Below are 20660 nucleotides of genomic sequence, written 5' to 3'. Positions count from 1 at the left end.
TGCCAAGACAGCTCCCATACTTCTTTTTATTTCCCGTATTTACGTTTCTTTCCAATAGCTGCTGCTGTTCCTCCTGATAATACCAGAAGACCCATGAGCAGTGCAAGAGGTGTTTCATCTCCTGTCTTGGCACCTTTGGCTGTCTTCGTGCCGGATGAACCGGTATTCTTCTTAGGTGTAGAAGTGCCGGTTGTCTTTTTCTTCAGATTCTTCACTGCTTTTTCCAGAGAATCCACAGCCTTGTCTACATCTGCCTGTGACGCATCCTCATTATCCAGTACAACTTTGGCTGCTTCCATAGCACTTTGGAACTGCTTCCAACTGGCATCTGTATAGCTGCCCTGCTTATCATTTTTATGCTTGTCATAAAGCTTTTGAAGTTCACTCTTATCCGCCTTATCTTCCTCATCTGTCTTCTCCTTCATATTTGACAGGGCGCTGTTAAGAGCGGATACAGCTTTATTGATGTCTTCCTGGGATGCGGCGTCATCGTTTAATACCTTTTTCGCATTCTCTCTGGCCTTTGTAAATGCCTTCCAGCTCTCATCTGTATAATTGCCCTGTTTGTCATCTTTATGGGCATTATACAGTTTTTCCAGGGCACTCTTGTCTGTCTTTTCCTCCGGGTTTTCCTTAAGACCGCTAAGCGCCTCCTCGAGCATTGTCTTTGCCTCATTTACTTTCGCCTGATCGGTTCCGTTGTCCAGAACCTCCTTGGCATATGCCAGCGCATCCCTGAACGCTTTCCAGGATTCATCTGTAAAGTTCCCCTGCTTATCATCCTTATGGGCATCATATAATTCCTGCAGAGCCTTTTTGTCCAAGACAGGAACATCTGCTTTCTTTACCAGAGCACGGAATGCCGCCTCAAGAGCATTGGCTGCTTTGTCTAAGGACTGCTGTGTAGCTTCTACATTTACTTTTTCCAGTTTAGCTGCCAGCACCGCGTCCTGATAGCTTTTCCAGGATTCTTCTGTATAGGCCGTTTCTTCTTCCTCCGGCACCAGCTTCAGGGCCTTATCCACTGCTGATGTATCCAGATTTTCTTTTGTTATGGTATATCTCTCATACAGACTTACATCATCCAACTGAACAGATGCCAGGTCACTGTTAATGCTGATACTTATCTTATCGTAACCCTGTGTTGTAAATGCCAAACGTGCTTTTCTCCACTCTCCCCCCCTTGTCTCGGACTCAGGATGGGCGTTTCCAAGCTTAATGTCGCCTTTGCCGGTGACGTTGTTATGGTGTTTGGCCTCTACAGCAACTTTTCCAGTATCTGATGCACTGCACTTGATCCATGCTTCAAGGATATAATCTGTATTTGGTGTTACAGGTATTCCTCCCAGCTCCGAATAGGCAGTATTTCCCACACTTTTTTGGTCTACTTTCAGGCTGTATTCACCGCTGTGTGCATCACCTTTTACCACCGATACTATACTCTGCCAGTTTCCCCAGTCTCCTGGGCTTCCGGCCTCAAAATCCGCGTTTTTATTTTCCGAGTTATAAGATTCCAGAACATTGTCTGCGGTCTCAGCCGTATTTTCCTTGATATCCTCCTTTTTCACCAATGCCTGCACTGCCTTCTCCAGACTTCCAACATAACTGTCGATCATCTCCTGTGTGACGAGAGGGCGGTTCATGGCTGTTTTGGCTGCTGACAGCACTTTCTTCATTTCCGCAAATGTGGCAGCGTCAAATGCACCTTCATCATATTCCTCTGCCATAGTTATCAGCGCTTCCAGATAGGACTTGTCCACCTCAGGTCTCTGGGCTGTACTCTCACCCTGATACTCAAATGCCCCCATATCTACCAGTGCTGCTCCCGTTCCTTCTGAGTAAGGTGCAGGGTTTCCGGCATAGTCCTTATTTTCTATGGTGATCTGTGTCTTAACTAATTCGCTTTCCACTGCTTTTAAGGACTCCTGGGGTGGGTCCATATAGTCAATACCTGCGTCAATGCAGGGTGATGTGGATTTCAGCTTAAATCCTTCCGCACTTCCCAGAGTCACAGTTCCATCGGAGAAACTGCCGTCTGTATAATTTTCAGGATTTTCAAACTGAGGATCAGCGATGATAACACCCGCGTCCTCATCCTTTGGATAGACATCGGCAATGGTACCGTATATACAGTTGTTGCTGTATGTTACACCTTCATTATTCACAAAGGTATCGCTGTTTCCATAGATAATGTTATTGTAAATGTCTGTACCGCTGGAAGGAGCGGTTCCCCAGGTTGCCTGCTCTACAGCGTTGACTTTATAATCATGATCCCAGTAGATAGTATTGTTGTAAACCTGGTGCCCAATGCTTCCCCGCTCGCCGATACGCATAATGCGCGCGCCGTCAAACAGGCCGTCATTAACACTGATATTGTATCTGGCAACTGCATTTACTGTATAATATGGTCCCGGACATGCCATCCAGAATCCGCCTTTGTTGTCATGGCTGTAATTGTACTGGTACATTACGTTCTGGTTGCCGTAGTCAAAGTCAAAAGCCATACCATCCTGATAGCTCTCCGTATGGGCTGCCTCATTATACTGCATAGTCACATTATTGCAGTCCCACATCCAGATTGCCGCATGGGCAGGGTTTCTGCTGTAGTCCCAGTCCTCGCTGGAGCTTTTTACCACAAGGTTCTTCTCCGCAATACCGCCGTCTGCGTTAATAAGGACAATACCGTCACCAGCTACATCATAGACATAATTCTCTGCAACGTATACATTGGGCCATCCTACCCATTTTCCTTTTCCTGCATCCTGTGCTCCGCTGCCGCCAACCAACACTCTGGACGCCCAGGAACTTTCCATGTAAATTGCTTCGTGGCAGACATTCTCCACTTTATTGCCCACAATGGTCAGATCCGTATATTTTGATTCAACCGCATCTCCGGTGACAAGAGCGATCAGGCCTCCTGAACCTTTCTGTGCTCCGCCCTGCATGTAGCCGTTCACGTCATGTACATAGTTGTTTCTCACTACAACACCCGGCAGGTCTCCTGCGTCATGATTCTCAACAAGGATACCTGTGAGCAGATATCGGCTCTGTTTCTTTTTGGCATTGTCACTGACCAGGTCCGCTTCATCTTTTTCCGTATTGGTGACTTCCAGATCCTGGACCGTGATATATTTGGAATTGTAAACATGAACCGCTGCCACATCCTGCTTCGGGGCATTTTTATCGGTCTGCCACGGATTCCCTGCTCCGTTGATAATGGGATCATCTCCCTCTCCGTACCGGCCTAAAAGAACAGGATTTTCCGGGGTTCCTGCTGCCTCCCAAATACTGAGCTGCTCTCCGTTCCATGTGCAGCCGGCTTTAAGCAGAAGCTTTCCTCCTGCCTGAAGGCGCAGCCTTTTGGTATTGGCAAATGTCTTCCACGCTGTATCCGGGGAAGTTCCCTCATTCTCATCATTGCCGTTCTGGGCATCAATATAAAAGGTTTCGCTGCTGGTGATCAGAGAGTCATCTCCCGGTTTATCCGGACTGCCTGGGCCGTCTGTTTTTACAAGCCTGATATTTCTGGCCTTCGCTGTTCCCTTATCCAGCCAGATACTTATATTCTTTGATGTCTGGCCCGCAGGCATCTGGAATTTGAGAGATATCATTTCCCACTCATTGATCTTTTCATTAACAACAAAGGACTTATCTGTCTTGTCTGTCTGTGGTTTTTTCTGGGCAATGGAGATGGCTCCCTTGTTATCCGCATAAACCTCTCCGCTGAGTTCATACCACGCCTCCGGCTCCAGACCATCCACATTCCGGTTGATCCCGTTTGCCGCGGAGGCCGCATTAAAGGAGCTGTGGGTTACACCCTCCTCTTCATCTATGGTGATCACAGCACTCTCCGGCCATTTTCCCCAGCCGTTTAAGCCGTCTGAGAAATCTCCGTTTGTCAGAAGATTTGTCTGCTCCTGGGTGCCCTGCTGTTTTTCAAGACTGCTGACAGCCGTCTCCAATTCTCCTGCCATGGCATTGACATCTTCCTGTGTCTTCTGGGCCGCTCCATAGGAATGCGCATCTGTGTATGTTTCCGCTTCATCGGTCTTTTCCCGGAGCGCAGCCAGGGAATCCTCGGTGTAGACATCCGTCTGTCCCAGCTTTTCCCTGGCATTGGCGATCTGTTCCTCCAGAGAGGACAGATCCGGGGCCTCATACAGCTTTATATCATCCGCATACGCGGTTCCCGACTGGGCATTTAACCAGGTATAGAGATTTGGCTTTTGGGCATTCTCCCACATGGTAAAGCGTACAGCGACTTTAACCCATTGTTCCACCTCACTCTGAGGTTCAATGTAAAACTGCGGATCACCGTTTTTACCTTCATTCTCATGAAAACCAATGGAATAGGAACCGGATACTGTCTGATAAATCTGTGCGGTGAGCCAATAATCTTTTCCCGCCGTCAGCCCAATATCCTGGGTGACCTGGGAGCCGAATTGAGCCGGTTCCTCTTTCAGACAATAGTTTCCCTCGGCCGGTTGGATAGTGCTGCCATCGACCCTCTCCATGGATGCCCCTCCGCTCATACACCAATCGTTCTTTATCCATCCGTTTAAATTTTCTTCTTCAAATCCTCCGTTTACAAGCAGATCTGCTGCGGGTTCTGCTTTAACCGGCACAGCTGCAGAGATATTTCCCACGATCATAGCTGCTGCCATTAGCATGGAAACTCCTGCTTTCCATTTTTTCATCATTTTGACCTTTTCCTCCTTCATATTTGTCTATTTCTTATTCACTTCTTGTAATCCCCATTCCCCCTCCATTTCTATTTCCTGTCATTTGCACTATTAACTGGAAAATTTATTCCATTTTTTATATAGTATCACAATAGATGCACTGATTTTTTTCAAATCCAACCACATTTTTAACATTTTCAACCTTTTTACTAAAACTTTATTTTAGCTCTCATTTATATACCCAAACTGTTGCTTACACTGGACCTGCCTGCAAGTTTCCTGTGTCTTCAGCAGCCTGTCAGTTACCCTGTCAGAAAAGGTAAGTTAAACTTTTTTGATTCTGTACATAGACTAAAAGAAAAGGCTGTTTTTATGAGTATACATGTTGTTGCCCAAGGTGAAACCTTAAACTCCATCGCCGCAGAATATGCCGTATCGCCAAGCCGCCTCTCTTTTGATAACCAATTAAGCGAGCAGGACCACCTGGTCGTAGGCCAGGCCTTACTTGTCCTCCAGCCGGATGTTATCCACGAAACCATCTACGGTGATACCATACCTTCCATTGCAGACCGGTACGGAGTCTCCCCGCTGCAGATCTTACGGAATAATCCTTTTCTCACAGACCAGCCCTTTCTCCGGCAGGGACAATATCTGGTTATCGGTTATCAAAACCAGAGGGATAGGCCTTTGACTGCGGACGGTTATGCTTATCCTTTTATTAACAGGAGACTTCTCGGAGAAACCCTCCCCTATCTGGGATATCTGTCCATTTTCTCCTATGGCTTTACCGAGTATGGGGAATTGATCCCTATTGATGATGAACCTCTTCTGGCTGCAGCAAGGGTTTACGGCACAAAAGGTGTTTTTGTGCTAACGCCTTTTACAGAGGCCGGAACCTTTAACAGTAATCTGGTGACCATTGCTGCCCAGAACATGGAGGTTCAGGAAAATCTCATGGAAAATATACAGAGAACAGTGCAGAATAAAGGTTATTCTGAAGTAGATGTGGATTTTGAATATATCAGGGCTGAAGACCGCCTTGCCTATGTGGAATTTGTACGCAGGCTGACGCAGAGAATGAACGCCATCGGTATTACCGTCTCCGTGGCACTGGCGCCCAAAATCTCCGCGGATCAGCCGGGGCTTTTATATGAAGGAGTGGATTACAGACTTCTGGGGGAAGCAGCCAACTCTGTGCTGCTGATGACATATGAATGGGGTTACACCTATGGGCCGCCCATGGCCGTTGCCCCCATTCCATCTGTGAGACGTGTTCTTGAATATGCAGTTACAGAAATCCCCCCGGAAAAGATATCCATGGGCATACCAAACTACGGATATGACTGGCCTCTTCCTTTTGTCCGGGGCGAAACAGCCGCCAGAAGTATAGGTAACCAGGAGGCTGTGGCCATCGCTGCTGCCAACAATGCCGTCATACAGTACGATGAGACATCGCAGGCACCTTTTTTTGAATATATAAACCAGGGCACGCAGCATATTGTATGGTTCGAGGATGTGCGCAGTATCCTGGCAAAATTCCGCCTTGTAAAAGAATTCGGCTTTCCCAGAGTGGACTACTGGCAGCTCATGCGGCCGTTCCGCCAAAACTGGCTGCTCCTCTGTACTGAATTCTCGCTGTCAGAACCGTTTTAAACGAATGCAGAGATACTGGCGGGCTGCCTGGGCAGTTCTGAAGTGCGGAGTTTTCTCCCTCAGAATATAGCTTGATGCCTCTTCCCATTCTTCCAGAGGGTATTCTTCAGACGATATTTCACACACGGTTTCATAGATTTTTTTCCGGCTGATATAGCCATGCAGATCTGACAGCATTGCCGTACCGTTATCCCTTGCCAGTCTGTCCAGTAAACTATCTTTCACGCTCCGCACCTCCTTTATCCTGATTCCGCAAAACCACATAATGATGGTTATGTGGTAACGAATCTAAAAATCAGACTTCTTTAAGCTTCATATTGAAAAATTTTCTAAAAAAAGGTACAGGAAATAAACCGGTGCAATGATGTGAATGACCCCGGTTTACTTTCCGTGCCTTTTGTCATCTTCCCAGGTATAAAATGTTGTATTTTAAACGGAAGCGTGATAAAATTGCTATGTATTCAAGTATAAAACATCCGTACATTTGACCACATAACCATCATTATGTGGTATTTTTATATTCTCAGCACAACAAGACCCATCTTATCCACCTGTCTGGCATGCTCCACACCGCTCTCCATAGTATAAATACGGGTAGTTGTCACGTTGGAATGCCCCAGCAGGTCTGCAAGTCTGGATAGATCCTTTTCCATGCGGTAATAGGTTCTTGCAAACAAATGTCTCAGATTATGGGGGAAAACTTTTTCCGGGTCAACCCCTGCGCTGCTGCACAGTGTTTTCATGTCCCTCCATATATTAGAACGATCCAGCGGTTTCCCATTTTTTGTACAGAATATGATCCCCCCTTTGATCCCCTGCTCCCGGCAGTATGCCCGCAAAACCCGGCTCAGGGTTTCCGGAAAGAATATGGTACGTTTTTTTCCTTTACAGTCCACTACAGCGCGTCCGGACTTTATAGCGTCCAATGTGATAAACCGAAGCTCAGACACCCGGATTCCTGTTGAGCATATGGTCTGCAGAATGAGAGCCAGACGGCGGTTCTGTTTTTCTTCGGCAGCCTTTACCAGTCTGACATATTCCTCTTTTGACAATTCTTTTTCCGGCTTTGTAAATATCTCTCTCTGAATTTTCAGCGGCTTCACTCTGTACTGTGGATACCCTGCCCATTCCAAAAAACCATTGACCGCTGCCAGCATGGAATTAACACTGGCAGGAAGATAACTCTGTGCCAGCTTTTCCTTCCAGCACAGAATGCTTTCTTTTGTAACAGTTTCACCTTGAAGAAAAACAAAATATGATTTCAGGTCATGTATATATTTTGCGATCGTATTCCTGCTTCTCTCCTCTCCCACCAGATAGTTCTCATATCCTTTCATAAGACGAACCTCTTCCGTCATGAGCTTTCCCACTGCATCTCTGTCTTCCATAATTTACCAGCCTTTCTGTCACGTCTTAAACCTTGCATTCACTTCTGTTATCTGTTATTGTACCGAATATCCGCAAACTATATACATAATGCAGTGTAACATCATCAGCTTACAGTTATGAACAAAAATATAAGCAGAATTGCTTTTTGTGCTTATATTTTGCTTGTATATTAAAAAATCATATATGCAGTCAGCACAACAGACGCACAGACCCGCTGAATGGCTGCAACGCAGTAAACCCCATTAAACAGAGCACGAATTCGTACTTTGTTGTCGGAATGGTAAATACACACCAAGGGTTTACATGGTATAATAATAGTGGAGATTTATGTCTGGAGGTGTTTAATTTGAAAATTGCAATAATAGATGACGAGGAAAAGGACAGAGAAGAGGTAAAGGATGCCCTAATTCCTTATTTACATACACTTGACTTTAAAACGGAATTATGCGAGTACAAAAGTGCCGAAGAATTCTTGGAGGGTTTTGAAAAAGATGAATTTGACATTTGTTTCATGGACATTTATTTAAAAGAAATGGACGGAATGACAGCGGCCAGATACATAGCGAAAAAAGACCCCAACTGTTTTATTATCTTTCTCACAACCAGCCCTGACTATATGGCGGAGGGTTACGATGTACGGGCCTGGCGTTATATTGTGAAACCATTGAAGAAAGACGCAGTTAAAAAGATACTGGATCCATGTCTGGAACAGATCATACTGTCCCGGCGCTATCTCCACGTAAAGTCTGACAGGCAGGATCTGGATATTCCCTATTCCAAGATTTATTATATCATAACTTCATGCAGAAACACGATCATCCACATGCAGGATATCCAGGTAACCGTCTCCTCAAGAACCTCCTTCTCTGAGCTTACTCAGCCGCTGCTGAAGGACTACAGGTTCTTTTGCTGTAACAGAGGCATACTGGTCAACCTTTCAAAAATAAAAAGTATGGATAAAGATACGCTCACTCTGCTGAACGGAGAACAGATACCTGTGAGCAGAAACAAAATTCGAGATACCAAATCAGCCTATCTCCGGGTTGCCTTTGAAAGAATTTAGGAGAAAAATATGAGAGAGAAAATTCCAGCTATTTTTACATTCATTCTGCTTTTGACTGCTGTCCTGGTTGTACCGGTACAGGCCGAATCAACGGATATTATCCTTGGTTCTTTTGACCCCAATGAAAATTATGAAAGCTATATGGAATTTTCAGCTTTTTCAGGAGAAGACGAATATATCTCCGATATCATAGAAGACCTGTCCAATCTGACCGTAACCGCCTGCACGGAAAATAAATTTATACTCTCTGCGGATAAAGTATTTCTCCTGCGGATGGACTGGTATATTGAGGGACAGCCGCAGACAGAATCTGAATATGATAACATACACTTTTCCATTGACAATAATATACCCGGCAGGTATGAACTAATCGGAAAAGTTATTGTGCCCGACGGATTTCGGCTGGCAGAAGGACTGCAGCTCCCCACTGTACACGTCTTTCTCAATATTTTTCCCAAAGATGAGAAGAGAGAAATCGTGAATTTGAACGCAGTAACTCCACTAAATGCACTGATCGGCCCGGAGATCGTTTACAAAGACGACGAAGATTATATGGAAAATCTCAACTCCTCATTCTACAGCCATTGGATAGGAGTTACTTCTGATCTGATGCATTCAGCCATACTTGATCTGGACTGGGACTTCTCCTCTGTGGACATCAGCCGTGAGGGAACCTATAAAGTTCCGCTCACTATAAGGATCAACGAGAACTTTGCAGATCAATACTTTTTGGCAGATGAGCTGGCCCACTACGAAAAAACTTTATATGTCTCTGACAGAGAGAGCTGGAACTTCTACATAACTGCCGTTTTTTCCAATTCCTTTACAGCGGAACTATCCAGAGTCCCTTCCCCTTGGTCTGACCTGGACATTTACTACTTTGAAAGTGAGGTTCCCCTTGAAGAAGACGCAATCCCCTACAGTCAGTTTACGCACTGTGATGATACCAGCTTCATAAAAATATCGCCCGGAAGCATTTCTATCAGCCGCAGCAAACTGCATTTGAACAAATATTATTATTTTTACTTTAAGACACAGGGCGCTTACAGCAATATTATATGCGTCCTGGATGACGGCACGAATACAGAATACTCTTCCATAGAAGGCAACCGTGACGGCGGGGACTCCACAGAGACTCCCGAATCCCCGGAAATCAACCAGCCGGCGCCCCCTTCACATGAAAACGGAAATGCACCTTTAGAAAAGCCGCCTGCACAGCAGCCCGGTCAAGAGGCACCTTCCGAAGAATCCCCCACACAGCAGCCCGGCCAAGAGGCGCCTTCCCAAGGATCCTCCACACAGCAGCCGGGGGATAATTCACCTCCCGGCAGCACACAATCCGGCACTCCTGGTGGGGATATCCAAGCAAAACCGGAAGAACCTGCCACTGATGACGCAGCAAAGGACAGTGACACTCAAAACAAAAACAGTGTCCCAGGTACTCAGTCAGGTACTTCCGGGGAATCCTCTGAAAACGCAGAAAGCACCCCGGCAAGCAGCACCGCCTCTTTGGTTCCGGAAGAAAAAGTCAAAAAAGGTCTTACAGAAATATCAGGTACAAGATTATCTTATCTATATAAAACATACGGTGATTACATTCCCTTTACCGGTGAAAATATCACGATAAAGATACCCTCTTCATTTCTGAAAAAATTGGACCTCAAAGACTCGGACCTCCTGGCTGTTCAGATCACAAGATCAGATAAACTTTCTTTCCGGCTGCGTATACTGGTAAATAATATAGAAGTCTTTCCTGATTCCGGTATGAAGGTGACTGTGCCAATAAGCGGACACACACTGCCTGACACATTATATCTGGACGGCAAAAAGACAGATATCGAGATAACAGAAATAAATGGTTATGCGTCATTTGAAATACAGGCATCTGGTTTTTATGAACTGAAATACGAGGATGAGTCCGCACAAAGAAATCCCGTCAAAAGAAAAGTGGTCCCCGCTGCCTTACTGCTCATATCCGCTGCGGCGCTCCCTACCGTATATATTTTGCTGTCTAAAAGAAAGCGGGTGAAGAAGTAAAACATGAGACTGCATAAAAATTTGCTGCGAACCGTAATAGCTTTTTTCATCAGTACCGTTTGTTTCTCTTTGATCTTATTCTTTTTCTATAAGAAAGACAATAAGTACACTGACAACTGCCTTCAGCCCATCAGCGGAGTTCTCTGCCTTGACGAGAATTCCCTAAAGGATGACTTGTTTTATCTTACCAATCAGTGGCAGTTCTATCCCGAGGCCAGCCTCACCCCTGACGACTTTAAACAGGGACTCCCCGACATACCTATGGAATTCATTACCATAGGAAAATACAACGATTTTTCCATGGGAAATAAAGAAAAGTCCCCCTATGGGGAAGCAGCCTACAGACTGTGTATTGAACTGCCCGAAAAAAGCAGGGTGTATTCTCTGTATCTGCCTGAAATTTTCTCCTCCTACCGACTGTATGTCAACGACACGCTGCTTGCAGTCATGGGCGATCCTGACAATGGACAAAGAGAAACCGGAATAAAGACTATCTCCTTCCCTGCCAAAGGCCCCACAGAAATACTGATCCAAACTGCCAATCACAGCCACTTTTACAGCGGTATGACTTATCCGCCCATATTCGGTTTGGAGGAAAATGTGTGGGAATATCAGCATGTCAGGCTGTTCCTGCACAGTGCGGTGATTATTCTTGTGTTACTGCTGTGTGTATTTTCCGCCTATTTCTTTTTGAAGCTGCGGGATAAGAGGGCAGGGCTTTTTTCATTGATGTCTCTGTTGGTAACTGTCTACATATGCTATCCGGTATTTTATACTTTTTTCAGTACAGAAAAAACCATTTGGTACGGATTGGAGTTATTTACCACATACGCCATTTATTTCCTGTACGTTTATCTGCAGAACGTCTTTTTAAACTGCCGCGCAAAGGGGTACCGGGTATTTTCTATTTTTTTACTGCTTTTCAGCGCTGCGGCATTTATATACGGTACTTTCGGAAATGCCTCACCAATGGTACATTATATCTTTTCATGCTCTGTCACGGCTGTGAAAATTCTTGTCTCACTATATCTTACACTTAATCTTGTGTATGCCGCCGTCTGTAAGGAAGGATATTCCTCCTTTGTGCCGGTCCTCACAAGCATTGTATGTGTATGCCTCTGGTCCGACAGGATTTTCCCCCTGTACGAGCCAAAATATGGAGGATTCTTTCCGGAATACTGCAGCCTAATTGCGGTGACAGCCGGCGCCTTCTTCCTTTGGTCACAACTGACCGAAGCGTACAGGCTGAATCATTTTTATGAGGAAGAAAAAAAGAGACTGTCCACGCAGGTTGCGGTTCAGAAAGTCCACTACGATAAGCTGACAGAGAAGATAGCCGAATCTGCGCGTCAGAGGCACGATATGCGCCATCATCTCCGTACCCTGTATCAGTTTCTGGAAAACGGGGAGGCCGAGCAGGCTATGCGCTATCTGTCAAGCTGTGAGGTCAGCCAGACATCATACCACAGGGAAACCTACTGCCGCCACCCCATTGCCGATGCTCTGCTACAGTATTATAAGAGCCAATGCAGCGCTCATCATATATCCTTCCAGGTCACTCTGGAAATGCCCGCAGAGCTTTCCATGGAGGACACCGATATCTCTATCCTCTTCGGAAATCTACTGGAAAATGCCTATGAGGCCTGCAGGGAGTGTCAGACAGATCATCCCTTTATAAAAATATGGGGTACATACAGAGAATCCGGTTTTTTAGTCCGGTTTGAGAATACGTTTTCCAATCCGTTAAAAGAAAAAAATGGAAGCTTTCATTCGACCAAACATGACGGTCCGGGAATCGGTACGGAATCTGTGAAAAAAGTGGTCCAGCAGTACCATGGAACTGTGGAATTCACAAAAGAAGGACATATCTTTCAAGTCTCCATTATACTGCCCATATAAAAAGCGGCCTGCCGTATTGAGTGTTCAATACGGCAGGCCGCCTGTGTTTCATCTATTACTGAGCTAACTTAACCGGGTTAAGCTTAACGCTCGGTCCCATTGTGGAAGCGAGTGTTACACTCTTCAGGTACTGACCTTTCAGTGTGCTTGGCTTAGCCTTTGTGATAGCTCCCATGAGCGTCTGGAAGTTGTCCGCTAACTGCTCCTCTGTGAAAGAAGCTTTTCCGATTGGCACGTGAATGATGTTTGTTTTATCAAGACGATATTCAATCTTACCAGCTTTGATATCCTGAATAGCTTTTGTAACGTCCATTGTTACGGTTCCGGCTTTCGGGTTTGGCATTAAGCCTTTCGGTCCGAGTACACGACCCAGACGTCCAACAACACCCATCATATCCGGTGTAGCAACAACAACATCAAAATCTAACCAGCCTTCGTTCTGGATCTTCGGAATCAGTTCCTCAGCTCCAACATAGTCTGCACCTGCAGCCTGAGCCTCGTCAGCTTTGGCATTCTTTGCAAATACTAATACACGAACAGTTTTACCGGTTCCGTGAGGCAGTACAACTGCACCACGAATCTGCTGGTCTGCATGACGTCCGTCACAACCTGTTCTGATATGAGCTTCGATTGTTTCGTCAAATTTAGCTACTGCTGTTTTCTTAACTAAAGCGATAGCTTCTTCTGTATCATATAAGTTTGCGCGATCAACTGCTTTTGCAGCCTCTACATATTTCTTTCCGCGTTTCATATTAAATAACCTCCTAGTGGTAATTGCGGGAATGTCCCTCCCACGTTCGTTTCAATAGTTCAAAAGGCAAGGCCTGGCCTTATTCCTCTACAGTGATTCCCATACTTCTTGCAGTACCTGCAATCATGCTCATTGCTGCTTCTAAGGAACCTGCATTTAAGTCCGGCATTTTCATCTCTGCGATTTCCTGGATCTTAGCCTTGGAAATTGTAGCGACTTTAGTTTTGTTCGGAACACCTGAACCGGATTTCAGGTTGCAGGCTTTCTTCAACAGAACTGCTGCCGGCGGAGTTTTGGTTATAAAGCTGAAACTTCTGTCCGCATATACTGTGATAACAACCGGGATGATCAGATCACCCTTATCTGCTGTTCTCGCATTGAATTCCTTTGTAAACTGTACAATGTTTACACCGTGCTGACCCAGAGCAGGTCCAACCGGTGGTGCTGGTGTTGCCTTTCCAGCAGGAATCTGTAATTTAATATAGCCTGTTACTTTCTTTGCCATTTTCGGCACCTCCTAATTATGTGGTAATGTCGGGGATTTCCCTCCCACGAGCCATGTGACGTATGGCCCTTTCATCTTCGTTACATTTTCTTAACTTCTGCGAAACTGATTTCTACTGGCGTTTCGCGGCCAAACAGCTCAACATTTATTGTTACGATCTGCTTTGCTTCATTGATGCTCTGGACAACGCCCACAGTATCTTTCCAAACACCACCTGTAACAACAACACTGTCACCCTCTTCAAAGTCAACCTGGACGGTTACGTTCCGGATGCCCAGACGGTCCATCTCTTCCTCTGTCAAGGGAACCGGTTTTGACCCCGGACCAACGAATCCTGTAACACCACGTGTATTTCTTACGACATACCAGGTGTCATCATTCATCACCATGTTAATAAGGACATAGCCCGGAAACATCTTCTTCTGCACCAGTTTTTTCTGGCCGTTTTTCATTTCCTCAACGTCCTCCATGGGAACACGGACTTCCAAAATCTGATCTTCCAGGTGTCTGTTTTCAATTGTCTTGTCAATGTTGGCTTTTACCTTGTTCTCATACCCTGAATAGGTATGCACAACATACCAATTTGTCTCTGACATAAATTCACCTTGTCCTTATTTGATTAATAGATTCAGAATCTGCAGGGCTCCGCTGTCAATCACGGCAATGAGCACTCCCAGAATGGCAGTGATCACTACAACCGCAACGGTCTGCTTTACCAGCGTCGGCCTGTCAGGCCAGATGATCTTCTTGAATTCAGCCTGAAGTCCTTTGGTCCAGTTCTTCTTAGGAGCTTTTACTTTCTTTTCTGCATCCATAGCTTCACCTCTCGAGCCCAATTATTTGGTTTCTTTGTGCATAGTGTGAGCCTTGCAGAACTTACAGTATTTTTTTGTCTCCATACGTTCCGGATGGTTCTTTTTTTCCTTTGTCATGTTGTAATTACGCTGTTTACATTCAGTACATGCCAATGTTATTTTTACGCGCACGACTTCTCCACCTCCATGTGTCTTTTATCTCCGGCAGATTCACGTCTCTGCCGCATGCAACGTTTCGGTTTCCTGCGACAAGATCTCTTTTACTCCTGAAAATTAGGCACAAAAAAAAGACCTACTTCCACTGTCGCTTGTCCAGTTTAGCACAGAAATAGGTCTTTGTCAATTTTTTTAAGTGTTTTTGTTTATACTTTTTACCCCTTAGTCCCTGTAGTTGCAATTCCCTCTACGAACTGCTTCTGAAAAAGAAGAAACAGAATCACCATGGGGATAATTGCAATCACAGATCCTGCCATAAGCTGTGGGTAATTCGTTGTATATTGCCCCTGAAGCATGGCCAGCCCAGAGGAAAGCGGCATCTTTTCCACCGATGTATTGACTACCAAAGGCCACAGCAGATCTTTATAAGCAAAAAGTGCCGTAAAAATAGCCAGTGAAGCTATCCCTGATTTTGCCAGCGGCAGCATGACCTTCAAAAAAATCTGTCCCGGATTACATCCGTCCAGCACAGCCGCCTCTTCCAGCTCCCTGGGAATTCCCATGAAAAACTGCCTCAACAGAAAAATACCGAAGGTACTGGCCATTCCCGGAATTACCAGGGCCTTTATTGTATTCTGCCAGCCCAAGTCCGACACGATTAGGTACTGAGGCAGTATAAAGATCTGAGACGGCACCATCATAGGCATAAGTACAAGAACAAACAGCAGATTCTTAAACGGAAATTCCATCCGCGCAAATGCATAAGCAGCTAGGGCACTTAAAATTGTTGAAAATAAGATTCTAAACACGATCATGAGCGCCGTATTGGCAAAAAAACTTCCAAAAGGCAGCGCGCTCCACACATCCCTGTAATTCATAACATTCCAGCCTTCAGGAAAAATGGCGGGAGGTACCTTTAATGATTCAGAAAGCGATTTAAAAGAAGTCAGTACACTCCACACAAAGGGAAATACCATAGCAATAGCCCCTATTGTCAGCAGCAGATATATAGCCAGATGACTTCCAACTGATTTTTTCTTCACGATTTTCACTCCTTCCTAAAGCAGCTTTCAAGCCATGTGCTGCTAACCGATTCTGTCTTCATCATATACAATTCCACCCAGTTTGAACGTTTTAACCAGTCCGTCGTGAAATCTAGACTCATAACGCTCACCCCGCCATTCACCCTCAATAATTTTTGTGATCCCCTCCAGATAAATATTGATGATTTCAGGGCAGAGCCGGAACTGGCTGCACCCTTCGGGACTCTCTCTCCTGCCGTGAGACGGAAAGATGATCGTTGTTTTATCCACATACCTTTTCAGCTTTCTGAGGCTTTCCCTATATTCACACAAGGTCACTGACGGGCTTAACATTCCTATGCCCAAATGTCCCCACACTTCCCATGTCAACAATACGTCACCGGTAAACAGCCATGATTTTTCTTCTTCCAGTAACGCAATAGAACCAATGCTGTGGCTTGGTATCTCAAGAACTCTAAAGATATAACCGCCTATATCCAGTTTATCCCCATCCCTCAGTGTCCTGACTTTGGGTGCTGTACCGGGCATCCACTTTTTTCTGTCTATGTCACCTTCTGCAGCACCATCAAAATACATCTCCTCTATTACCCTGCGCTCCCGCTCTCCCACTGAAGTATGGGAAAAAGGTTCATCAAACCTGCCCACGTATACTGTCTGGAATTGATTATTTCCCGAGTTGTGGTCCAAATGCGCATGTGTATTAACAACCGTCACCGGTTTATCCCCGCATTTCTCCCGAATTACTTTCTTTAAATCAGTGATTCCCAGGCCTGTATCTATCAAAAGTGCGGATTCTGTCCCATTAATCAGATACATTGTTATTTTATCCAGCTCATTGACAGCCCAGATATCCCTGCAGATTTCCGTAATTACTGTTGTCTCCATTCTTCTCCTCCCGTCACTGATAATGAACCCATTTTTTCTGCACCTTCATCTGAATCACTGTCAGCAGCATAACAAGGAACAGAAGAACAGTGGCAATGGCTGAACCGTAGCCTTTATTATTATTTGCAAAGGTATATTTATAAAACAGATATACAATAGACTCCCCGGATTTCAATGCTGGATTGGTACTGTCAAGCATCATGTAGATATGGTCGAATACCTGAAGAGAGCTGATCATTGTGGTCAGTACCACAAAAAATAGTGTGGGCGACACCAGAGGCACCGTAATATGTAGAAACTGTTTCAAAGAATCTGCGCCGTCAATCTGAGCCGCTTCATAGTAAGACCCAGGAATATCCTGGAGACCTGCAAGAAGAATAACCATATTATATCCCACCAAGGACCAGATCCCCACTATCATCACCGATCCCAGAACAACCCGGGAATCCGCGATCCAGTTTGGTCCCTGAATGTGTAATACGGACAGTATATAGTTAATGAGTCCAAAATCCGAATTATACAGCCACCGCCAGACCATAGCCACAGCAGCAGGCGCTGAGATCACCGGAAGGAAATACAGTACCCTGAAAAAGGACTTTCCCTTAATGGAAGCATTTAGGAATACAGCAGTGATCAAGGACAGAATCACCCCTACAGGCACTGTAACAACAGTATAAATGCAGGTATTCACAAGTGACTTCCAGAATTCCTCATCCCCAAACAAGGTCATATAATTGGACAGCCCCACAAATACCGGGCTTTGAAATCCCCTGACCTCATTCAAACTGAAATAGAACGTCTGTAGAATCGGCCATAAATTCAACACACAAATCAGAATGAGACTGGGAGCAATAAATCCATATGCCCACATATATCTCTTTATCTGTTTTCTTTTCATATTTTGCCTCCCCTGACCGGCAGGAAGTCCCACCGGCCATATTTTCTTCCTCTTATAGTCTTATAAGTTTTACTGTTACTGTAAAATCTCATCTACTTTCCCGGCAAGAGTTTTGCATCCTTCCTCCACGGGAAGTGTACCGGAAAAAATCTGTGTCATGTAATCCTCTTCTATATTTACCCACTCGCTTCTGGTGGCACAATACTGGCTGGAAAATCCATATTCGGATGCATCTACGAACACCTGGGCATGGATGTCAGGAAAGCGCTCCAGCCATGGTTTCTGTGTTCCTTTATAGGCAGATATTGCCGCACCTGATTCTGACTGTATAGTGTTCGCCTTCTCACCAGACAAAAACTCCACGAATTTCCAGGCTTCCTCAGGATTCTTTGTATTAGCAGCAATACTGTATCCCATACCTCCGCAGAGGTCTGCCCTGATCTTCCCCTTGGCTAAAGGCGCCACGTCACAGTTCAGTCCGTCTATCCCCAGATATTCACTTGCCATCCATGACCCACCGATATGCATTGCTGCCTTTCCGGATTCAAAATACTGGTCTGCAGTGGTATTTGCGTAATCTGTCATGGTCGGAGAGTATCCCTTCTCGATAAAATCCACCATATACTCAATGGCTTCTATTGTATTTTTGTCATCATACAGCGATTTTGTCTCCTCCTCATTGATGATATCCCCTTCATTCTGCCAGATATAATGATATGCAGCATCATTTGTATTATACTGGACCAACATTCCATAAACGCCGTTTTCCTTGTCAGTCAGCTGTGCAGCGGCCTCTTTCAGTTTATTCCAATCCCAGGTATCATCCGGATATGCCATACCACGAGCATCAAAAAGATCCTTGTTATACCATAATCCAAAGGTGGAATAATCTTTCGGAATCGCATACTGTCTGCCGTCCACATTAAAATCATCGTTAATATTCTGAGGGAATTTGCTCAGGTCTGTCACAGAACTTTCCTCAATTTTACTGCTCATATCAAGCAGCTTGCCCCCTTCTGCATATGTATATACTTGTTCCGGGTGCATCCAGAAGACATCCGGAAGACTGTCACTTGTCCCTGACGCCTGAAGTTTTGTCCAATATTGCTCCCAGGGAGTATATTCTACCTTAACATGAATATTCGGATTCTCCTTTTCAAAAGCATCCACCATATTCTGCATCCCCTCCTGCTGAAGCTTATCCCATATAGAAAAGGTAAGCGTAACTTTACTGTTCTGTTCTTCTCCTGCTTCTTTCCCTTTACCGCTTCCGCATCCTGCCAATATCGCAGTACCAAGTATAAGGCTTGTCCCCAAGGCCAGCATTTTTACCATTTTTTTCTTATACATTTTTACATTCTCCTTTTTTTATTATTAATATTTTTTCTTGTTTTGATTGTACATGTACATTTTTCTTTTTTAATATCCGCTGTTTATAGCTAATATTATAATTGTTTTTATTTATTATTATCATCAACAAATCTATTATTTCATTATACATTTCTTGCATTCTTAGTTTAACAGGAATATACTGGTACAGAGGAACAGGACAGATAGATCATCGCATATATACAGACAGGCTAATGGAGGATTATCATGTTTACCAATGATTTTTTTCTGGAAGAGAAAGATATGGCGCAGGACTTGGATATTGTCATAAAAAATGTGGGATTTTCCAGGAATTCTGCCGGCTATACTTATGGATATGACTGGAGAGAGTATTACATTTTTCACTATATCGTGTCCGGCTCAGGGATATATCAGGTCAATGGACGCACATACCATCTCCACGACAAAGACGGATTTCTCGTTCCGCCCCGGACCACCGTTATCTATCAAGCTGACAAAGAGGATCCCTGGAGTGTATACTGGATCGGATTTTCGGGCAGGAAAGCCGAGTATTTTCTCAAACGCATGAACCTTCACGAAGACAGCCTGACATTTCACTATGACAAAGACGATTGCCTGCTGTCTCACATGGAAACCATGTTCAAGGAAGTACGATATCCTCAGAGGGCACAGGAAACTCTTTTAGGTCATTTTTATCAGGTGGCTGCCTGCATTATCAACTATATGGATGCTGACAAGAGTCCTGTCACGCAGAATTACATTACCATTGCCACCCGCTTTATAGAACACAATTTCCGTATCCCGCTGCAGGTACAGGATTTAGCCGAGGAATGCAATATCAGCGCCTCTCAATTGTATCGCTGTTTTATGAAAAAACTGGGATTATCCCCCCATCAGTATATTGAAAAACTAAAAATGGAAAAAGCGGTTGAATTTATTACGCAGACGGATATGCCCTACAAGGAAATTGCGTACCTGCTCGGATACGAATACGAATCACACTTTTTCAAAGTCTTTAAAAGGACTCTGGGACATAGTCCGTCATATTACAGAAATCAATAAAATACATTGTATAAATTATCCTTTCTTAAAACCGTTTTATTAACTAAAAACTGCCGTGATGGTTATCTGCTTTATAATACAGAAAATCATCACGGCAGTTTTTTCGTTTCCCGGTGCTTCTTTTCACGTCAATGTTCTATTCCACGTTATTGTTACGGCTCACCCTCATCATTTTTAATTTCCCAATGAATCAGGATCGTCAAAATGGCCCGCAGTACAATAATGCCGGCTACAATATAAATTTCCGACAGATCCCTGACAACAACAGTACGCAGAATCTCGCTCCCCAGTTTAAACTCCAATCCCATGGCAAGGCCTTTTGCAAGTAGCAATTTTGTATTGGGATCCCGTTTTATATAGTGAATAATCCCGCGGATACCGGCAAAGATAATAACCACTACACCGATATATTCAAACAATAGAATCGCCAGGCTGGCAATTTCTTTCAAAGTCTCCTCTAAAAACAGCATAT

General features: G+C 44.6%; 18 protein-coding genes. 5 read left to right on the top strand and 13 right to left on the bottom strand.

Features of this window, described 5'->3' with window-relative positions; genetic code table 11:
- Window positions 1-26: 26 nt before the first annotated feature.
- Window positions 27-4700 carry a carbohydrate binding domain-containing protein gene (locus BLCOC_RS01480; protein ID WP_165907191.1) on the bottom strand — a complete coding sequence of 1558 codons (4674 nt, stop codon included), beginning with the start codon at window positions 4698-4700 and terminating at the stop codon, window positions 27-29.
- Window positions 4701-5054: 354 nt separating this feature from the next.
- Here BLCOC_RS01480 and BLCOC_RS01475 point away from each other — a divergent pair, with 354 nt between their 5' ends.
- Window positions 5055-6335 (top strand): glycosyl hydrolase family 18 protein, encoded by a 1281-nt coding sequence (locus BLCOC_RS01475; RefSeq protein ID WP_115624137.1) that lies wholly within the window; start codon window positions 5055-5057, stop codon window positions 6333-6335.
- Here the strand turns inward: BLCOC_RS01475 and BLCOC_RS01470 are convergent.
- Together BLCOC_RS01470 and BLCOC_RS01465 are read right to left on the bottom strand one after the other, a co-directional pair.
- Window positions 6321-6560 carry a hypothetical protein gene (locus tag BLCOC_RS01470; protein ID WP_018597029.1) on the bottom strand — a complete coding sequence of 80 codons (240 nt, stop codon included), beginning with the start codon at window positions 6558-6560 and terminating at the stop codon, window positions 6321-6323. The genes BLCOC_RS01475 and BLCOC_RS01470 overlap by 15 nt on opposite strands.
- Before the next feature lie 290 nt (window positions 6561-6850).
- On the bottom strand, window positions 6851-7723 hold the full coding sequence (locus BLCOC_RS01465) for a tyrosine-type recombinase/integrase (RefSeq protein ID WP_115624136.1): 873 nt from the start codon (window positions 7721-7723) through the stop codon (window positions 6851-6853).
- 347 nt (window positions 7724-8070) lie between these two features.
- Here BLCOC_RS01465 and BLCOC_RS01460 point away from each other — a divergent pair, with 347 nt between their 5' ends.
- From BLCOC_RS01460 to BLCOC_RS01450, 3 genes are read left to right on the top strand one after another with little or no spacing between them, the layout of a single operon-like run.
- The gene (locus tag BLCOC_RS01460; protein ID WP_165907192.1) at window positions 8071-8787 is read left to right on the top strand and encodes a LytR/AlgR family response regulator transcription factor; all 717 of its coding nucleotides are present in this window, start codon (window positions 8071-8073) and stop codon (window positions 8785-8787) included.
- A 9-nt stretch (window positions 8788-8796) separates the two neighbouring features.
- Window positions 8797-10824, top strand: a complete 2028-nt coding sequence (locus BLCOC_RS01455) for an ICP22 family protein (protein WP_115624134.1) — start codon at window positions 8797-8799, stop codon at window positions 10822-10824.
- A gap of 3 nt (window positions 10825-10827) precedes the next feature.
- Window positions 10828-12723 carry a GHKL domain-containing protein gene (locus BLCOC_RS01450; RefSeq protein WP_115624133.1) on the top strand — a complete coding sequence of 632 codons (1896 nt, stop codon included), beginning with the start codon at window positions 10828-10830 and terminating at the stop codon, window positions 12721-12723.
- A gap of 55 nt (window positions 12724-12778) precedes the next feature.
- Here the strand turns inward: BLCOC_RS01450 and rplA are convergent, their stop codons facing one another.
- The 9 genes from rplA to BLCOC_RS01405 all read right to left on the bottom strand — a co-directional run bounded on the left by rplA (window position 12779) and on the right by BLCOC_RS01405 (window position 19126).
- Window positions 12779-13474, bottom strand: coding sequence for a 50S ribosomal protein L1 (gene rplA / locus BLCOC_RS01445; protein ID WP_065543580.1), 696 nt, complete (start codon window positions 13472-13474; stop codon window positions 12779-12781).
- A gap of 79 nt (window positions 13475-13553) precedes the next feature.
- The gene (rplK, locus tag BLCOC_RS01440; protein WP_018597035.1) at window positions 13554-13979 is read right to left on the bottom strand and encodes a 50S ribosomal protein L11; all 426 of its coding nucleotides are present in this window, start codon (window positions 13977-13979) and stop codon (window positions 13554-13556) included.
- A gap of 80 nt (window positions 13980-14059) precedes the next feature.
- Window positions 14060-14575 (bottom strand): transcription termination/antitermination protein NusG, encoded by a 516-nt coding sequence (gene nusG / locus BLCOC_RS01435; protein WP_018597036.1) that lies wholly within the window; start codon window positions 14573-14575, stop codon window positions 14060-14062.
- 15 nt (window positions 14576-14590) lie between these two features.
- Window positions 14591-14794: a preprotein translocase subunit SecE gene (gene secE / locus BLCOC_RS01430; RefSeq protein ID WP_033139663.1), complete on the bottom strand. Its 204-nt coding sequence runs from the start codon at window positions 14792-14794 to the stop codon at window positions 14591-14593.
- A 21-nt stretch (window positions 14795-14815) separates the two neighbouring features.
- Window positions 14816-14965, bottom strand: a complete 150-nt coding sequence (gene rpmG, locus BLCOC_RS01425; protein WP_018597038.1) for a 50S ribosomal protein L33 — start codon at window positions 14963-14965, stop codon at window positions 14816-14818.
- Window positions 14966-15165: 200 nt separating this feature from the next.
- The gene (locus BLCOC_RS01420) at window positions 15166-15993 is read right to left on the bottom strand and encodes a carbohydrate ABC transporter permease (protein WP_115624132.1); all 828 of its coding nucleotides are present in this window, start codon (window positions 15991-15993) and stop codon (window positions 15166-15168) included.
- A gap of 42 nt (window positions 15994-16035) precedes the next feature.
- Window positions 16036-16878, bottom strand: a complete 843-nt coding sequence (locus BLCOC_RS01415) for an MBL fold metallo-hydrolase (RefSeq protein WP_029470855.1) — start codon at window positions 16876-16878, stop codon at window positions 16036-16038.
- Between the two features lie 13 nt (window positions 16879-16891).
- Window positions 16892-17776, bottom strand: a complete 885-nt coding sequence (locus tag BLCOC_RS01410; RefSeq protein ID WP_115624131.1) for a carbohydrate ABC transporter permease — start codon at window positions 17774-17776, stop codon at window positions 16892-16894.
- A gap of 75 nt (window positions 17777-17851) precedes the next feature.
- Entirely contained in the window at window positions 17852-19126 is a 1275-nt protein-coding gene (locus tag BLCOC_RS01405) for an ABC transporter substrate-binding protein (protein WP_115624130.1), read from the bottom strand.
- Window positions 19127-19372: 246 nt separating this feature from the next.
- On the opposite strand from BLCOC_RS01405, the gene BLCOC_RS01400 reads away from it, so the two are divergent.
- Window positions 19373-20188 (top strand): AraC family transcriptional regulator, encoded by an 816-nt coding sequence (locus BLCOC_RS01400; RefSeq protein ID WP_029470857.1) that lies wholly within the window; start codon window positions 19373-19375, stop codon window positions 20186-20188.
- Between the two features lie 152 nt (window positions 20189-20340).
- On the opposite strand, the gene BLCOC_RS01395 is transcribed toward BLCOC_RS01400, so the two are convergent.
- A complete protein-coding gene (locus BLCOC_RS01395; RefSeq protein ID WP_115624129.1) occupies window positions 20341-20658 on the bottom strand; it encodes a DUF1622 domain-containing protein in 318 nt (105 codons plus the stop codon).
- Window positions 20659-20660 lie beyond the last annotated feature (2 nt).

Source organism: Blautia coccoides, from assembly GCF_034355335.1.
Classification (GTDB): domain Bacteria; phylum Bacillota; class Clostridia; order Lachnospirales; family Lachnospiraceae; genus Blautia; species Blautia producta.
This window is presented reverse-complemented; position numbering and strand designations above follow the sequence as displayed.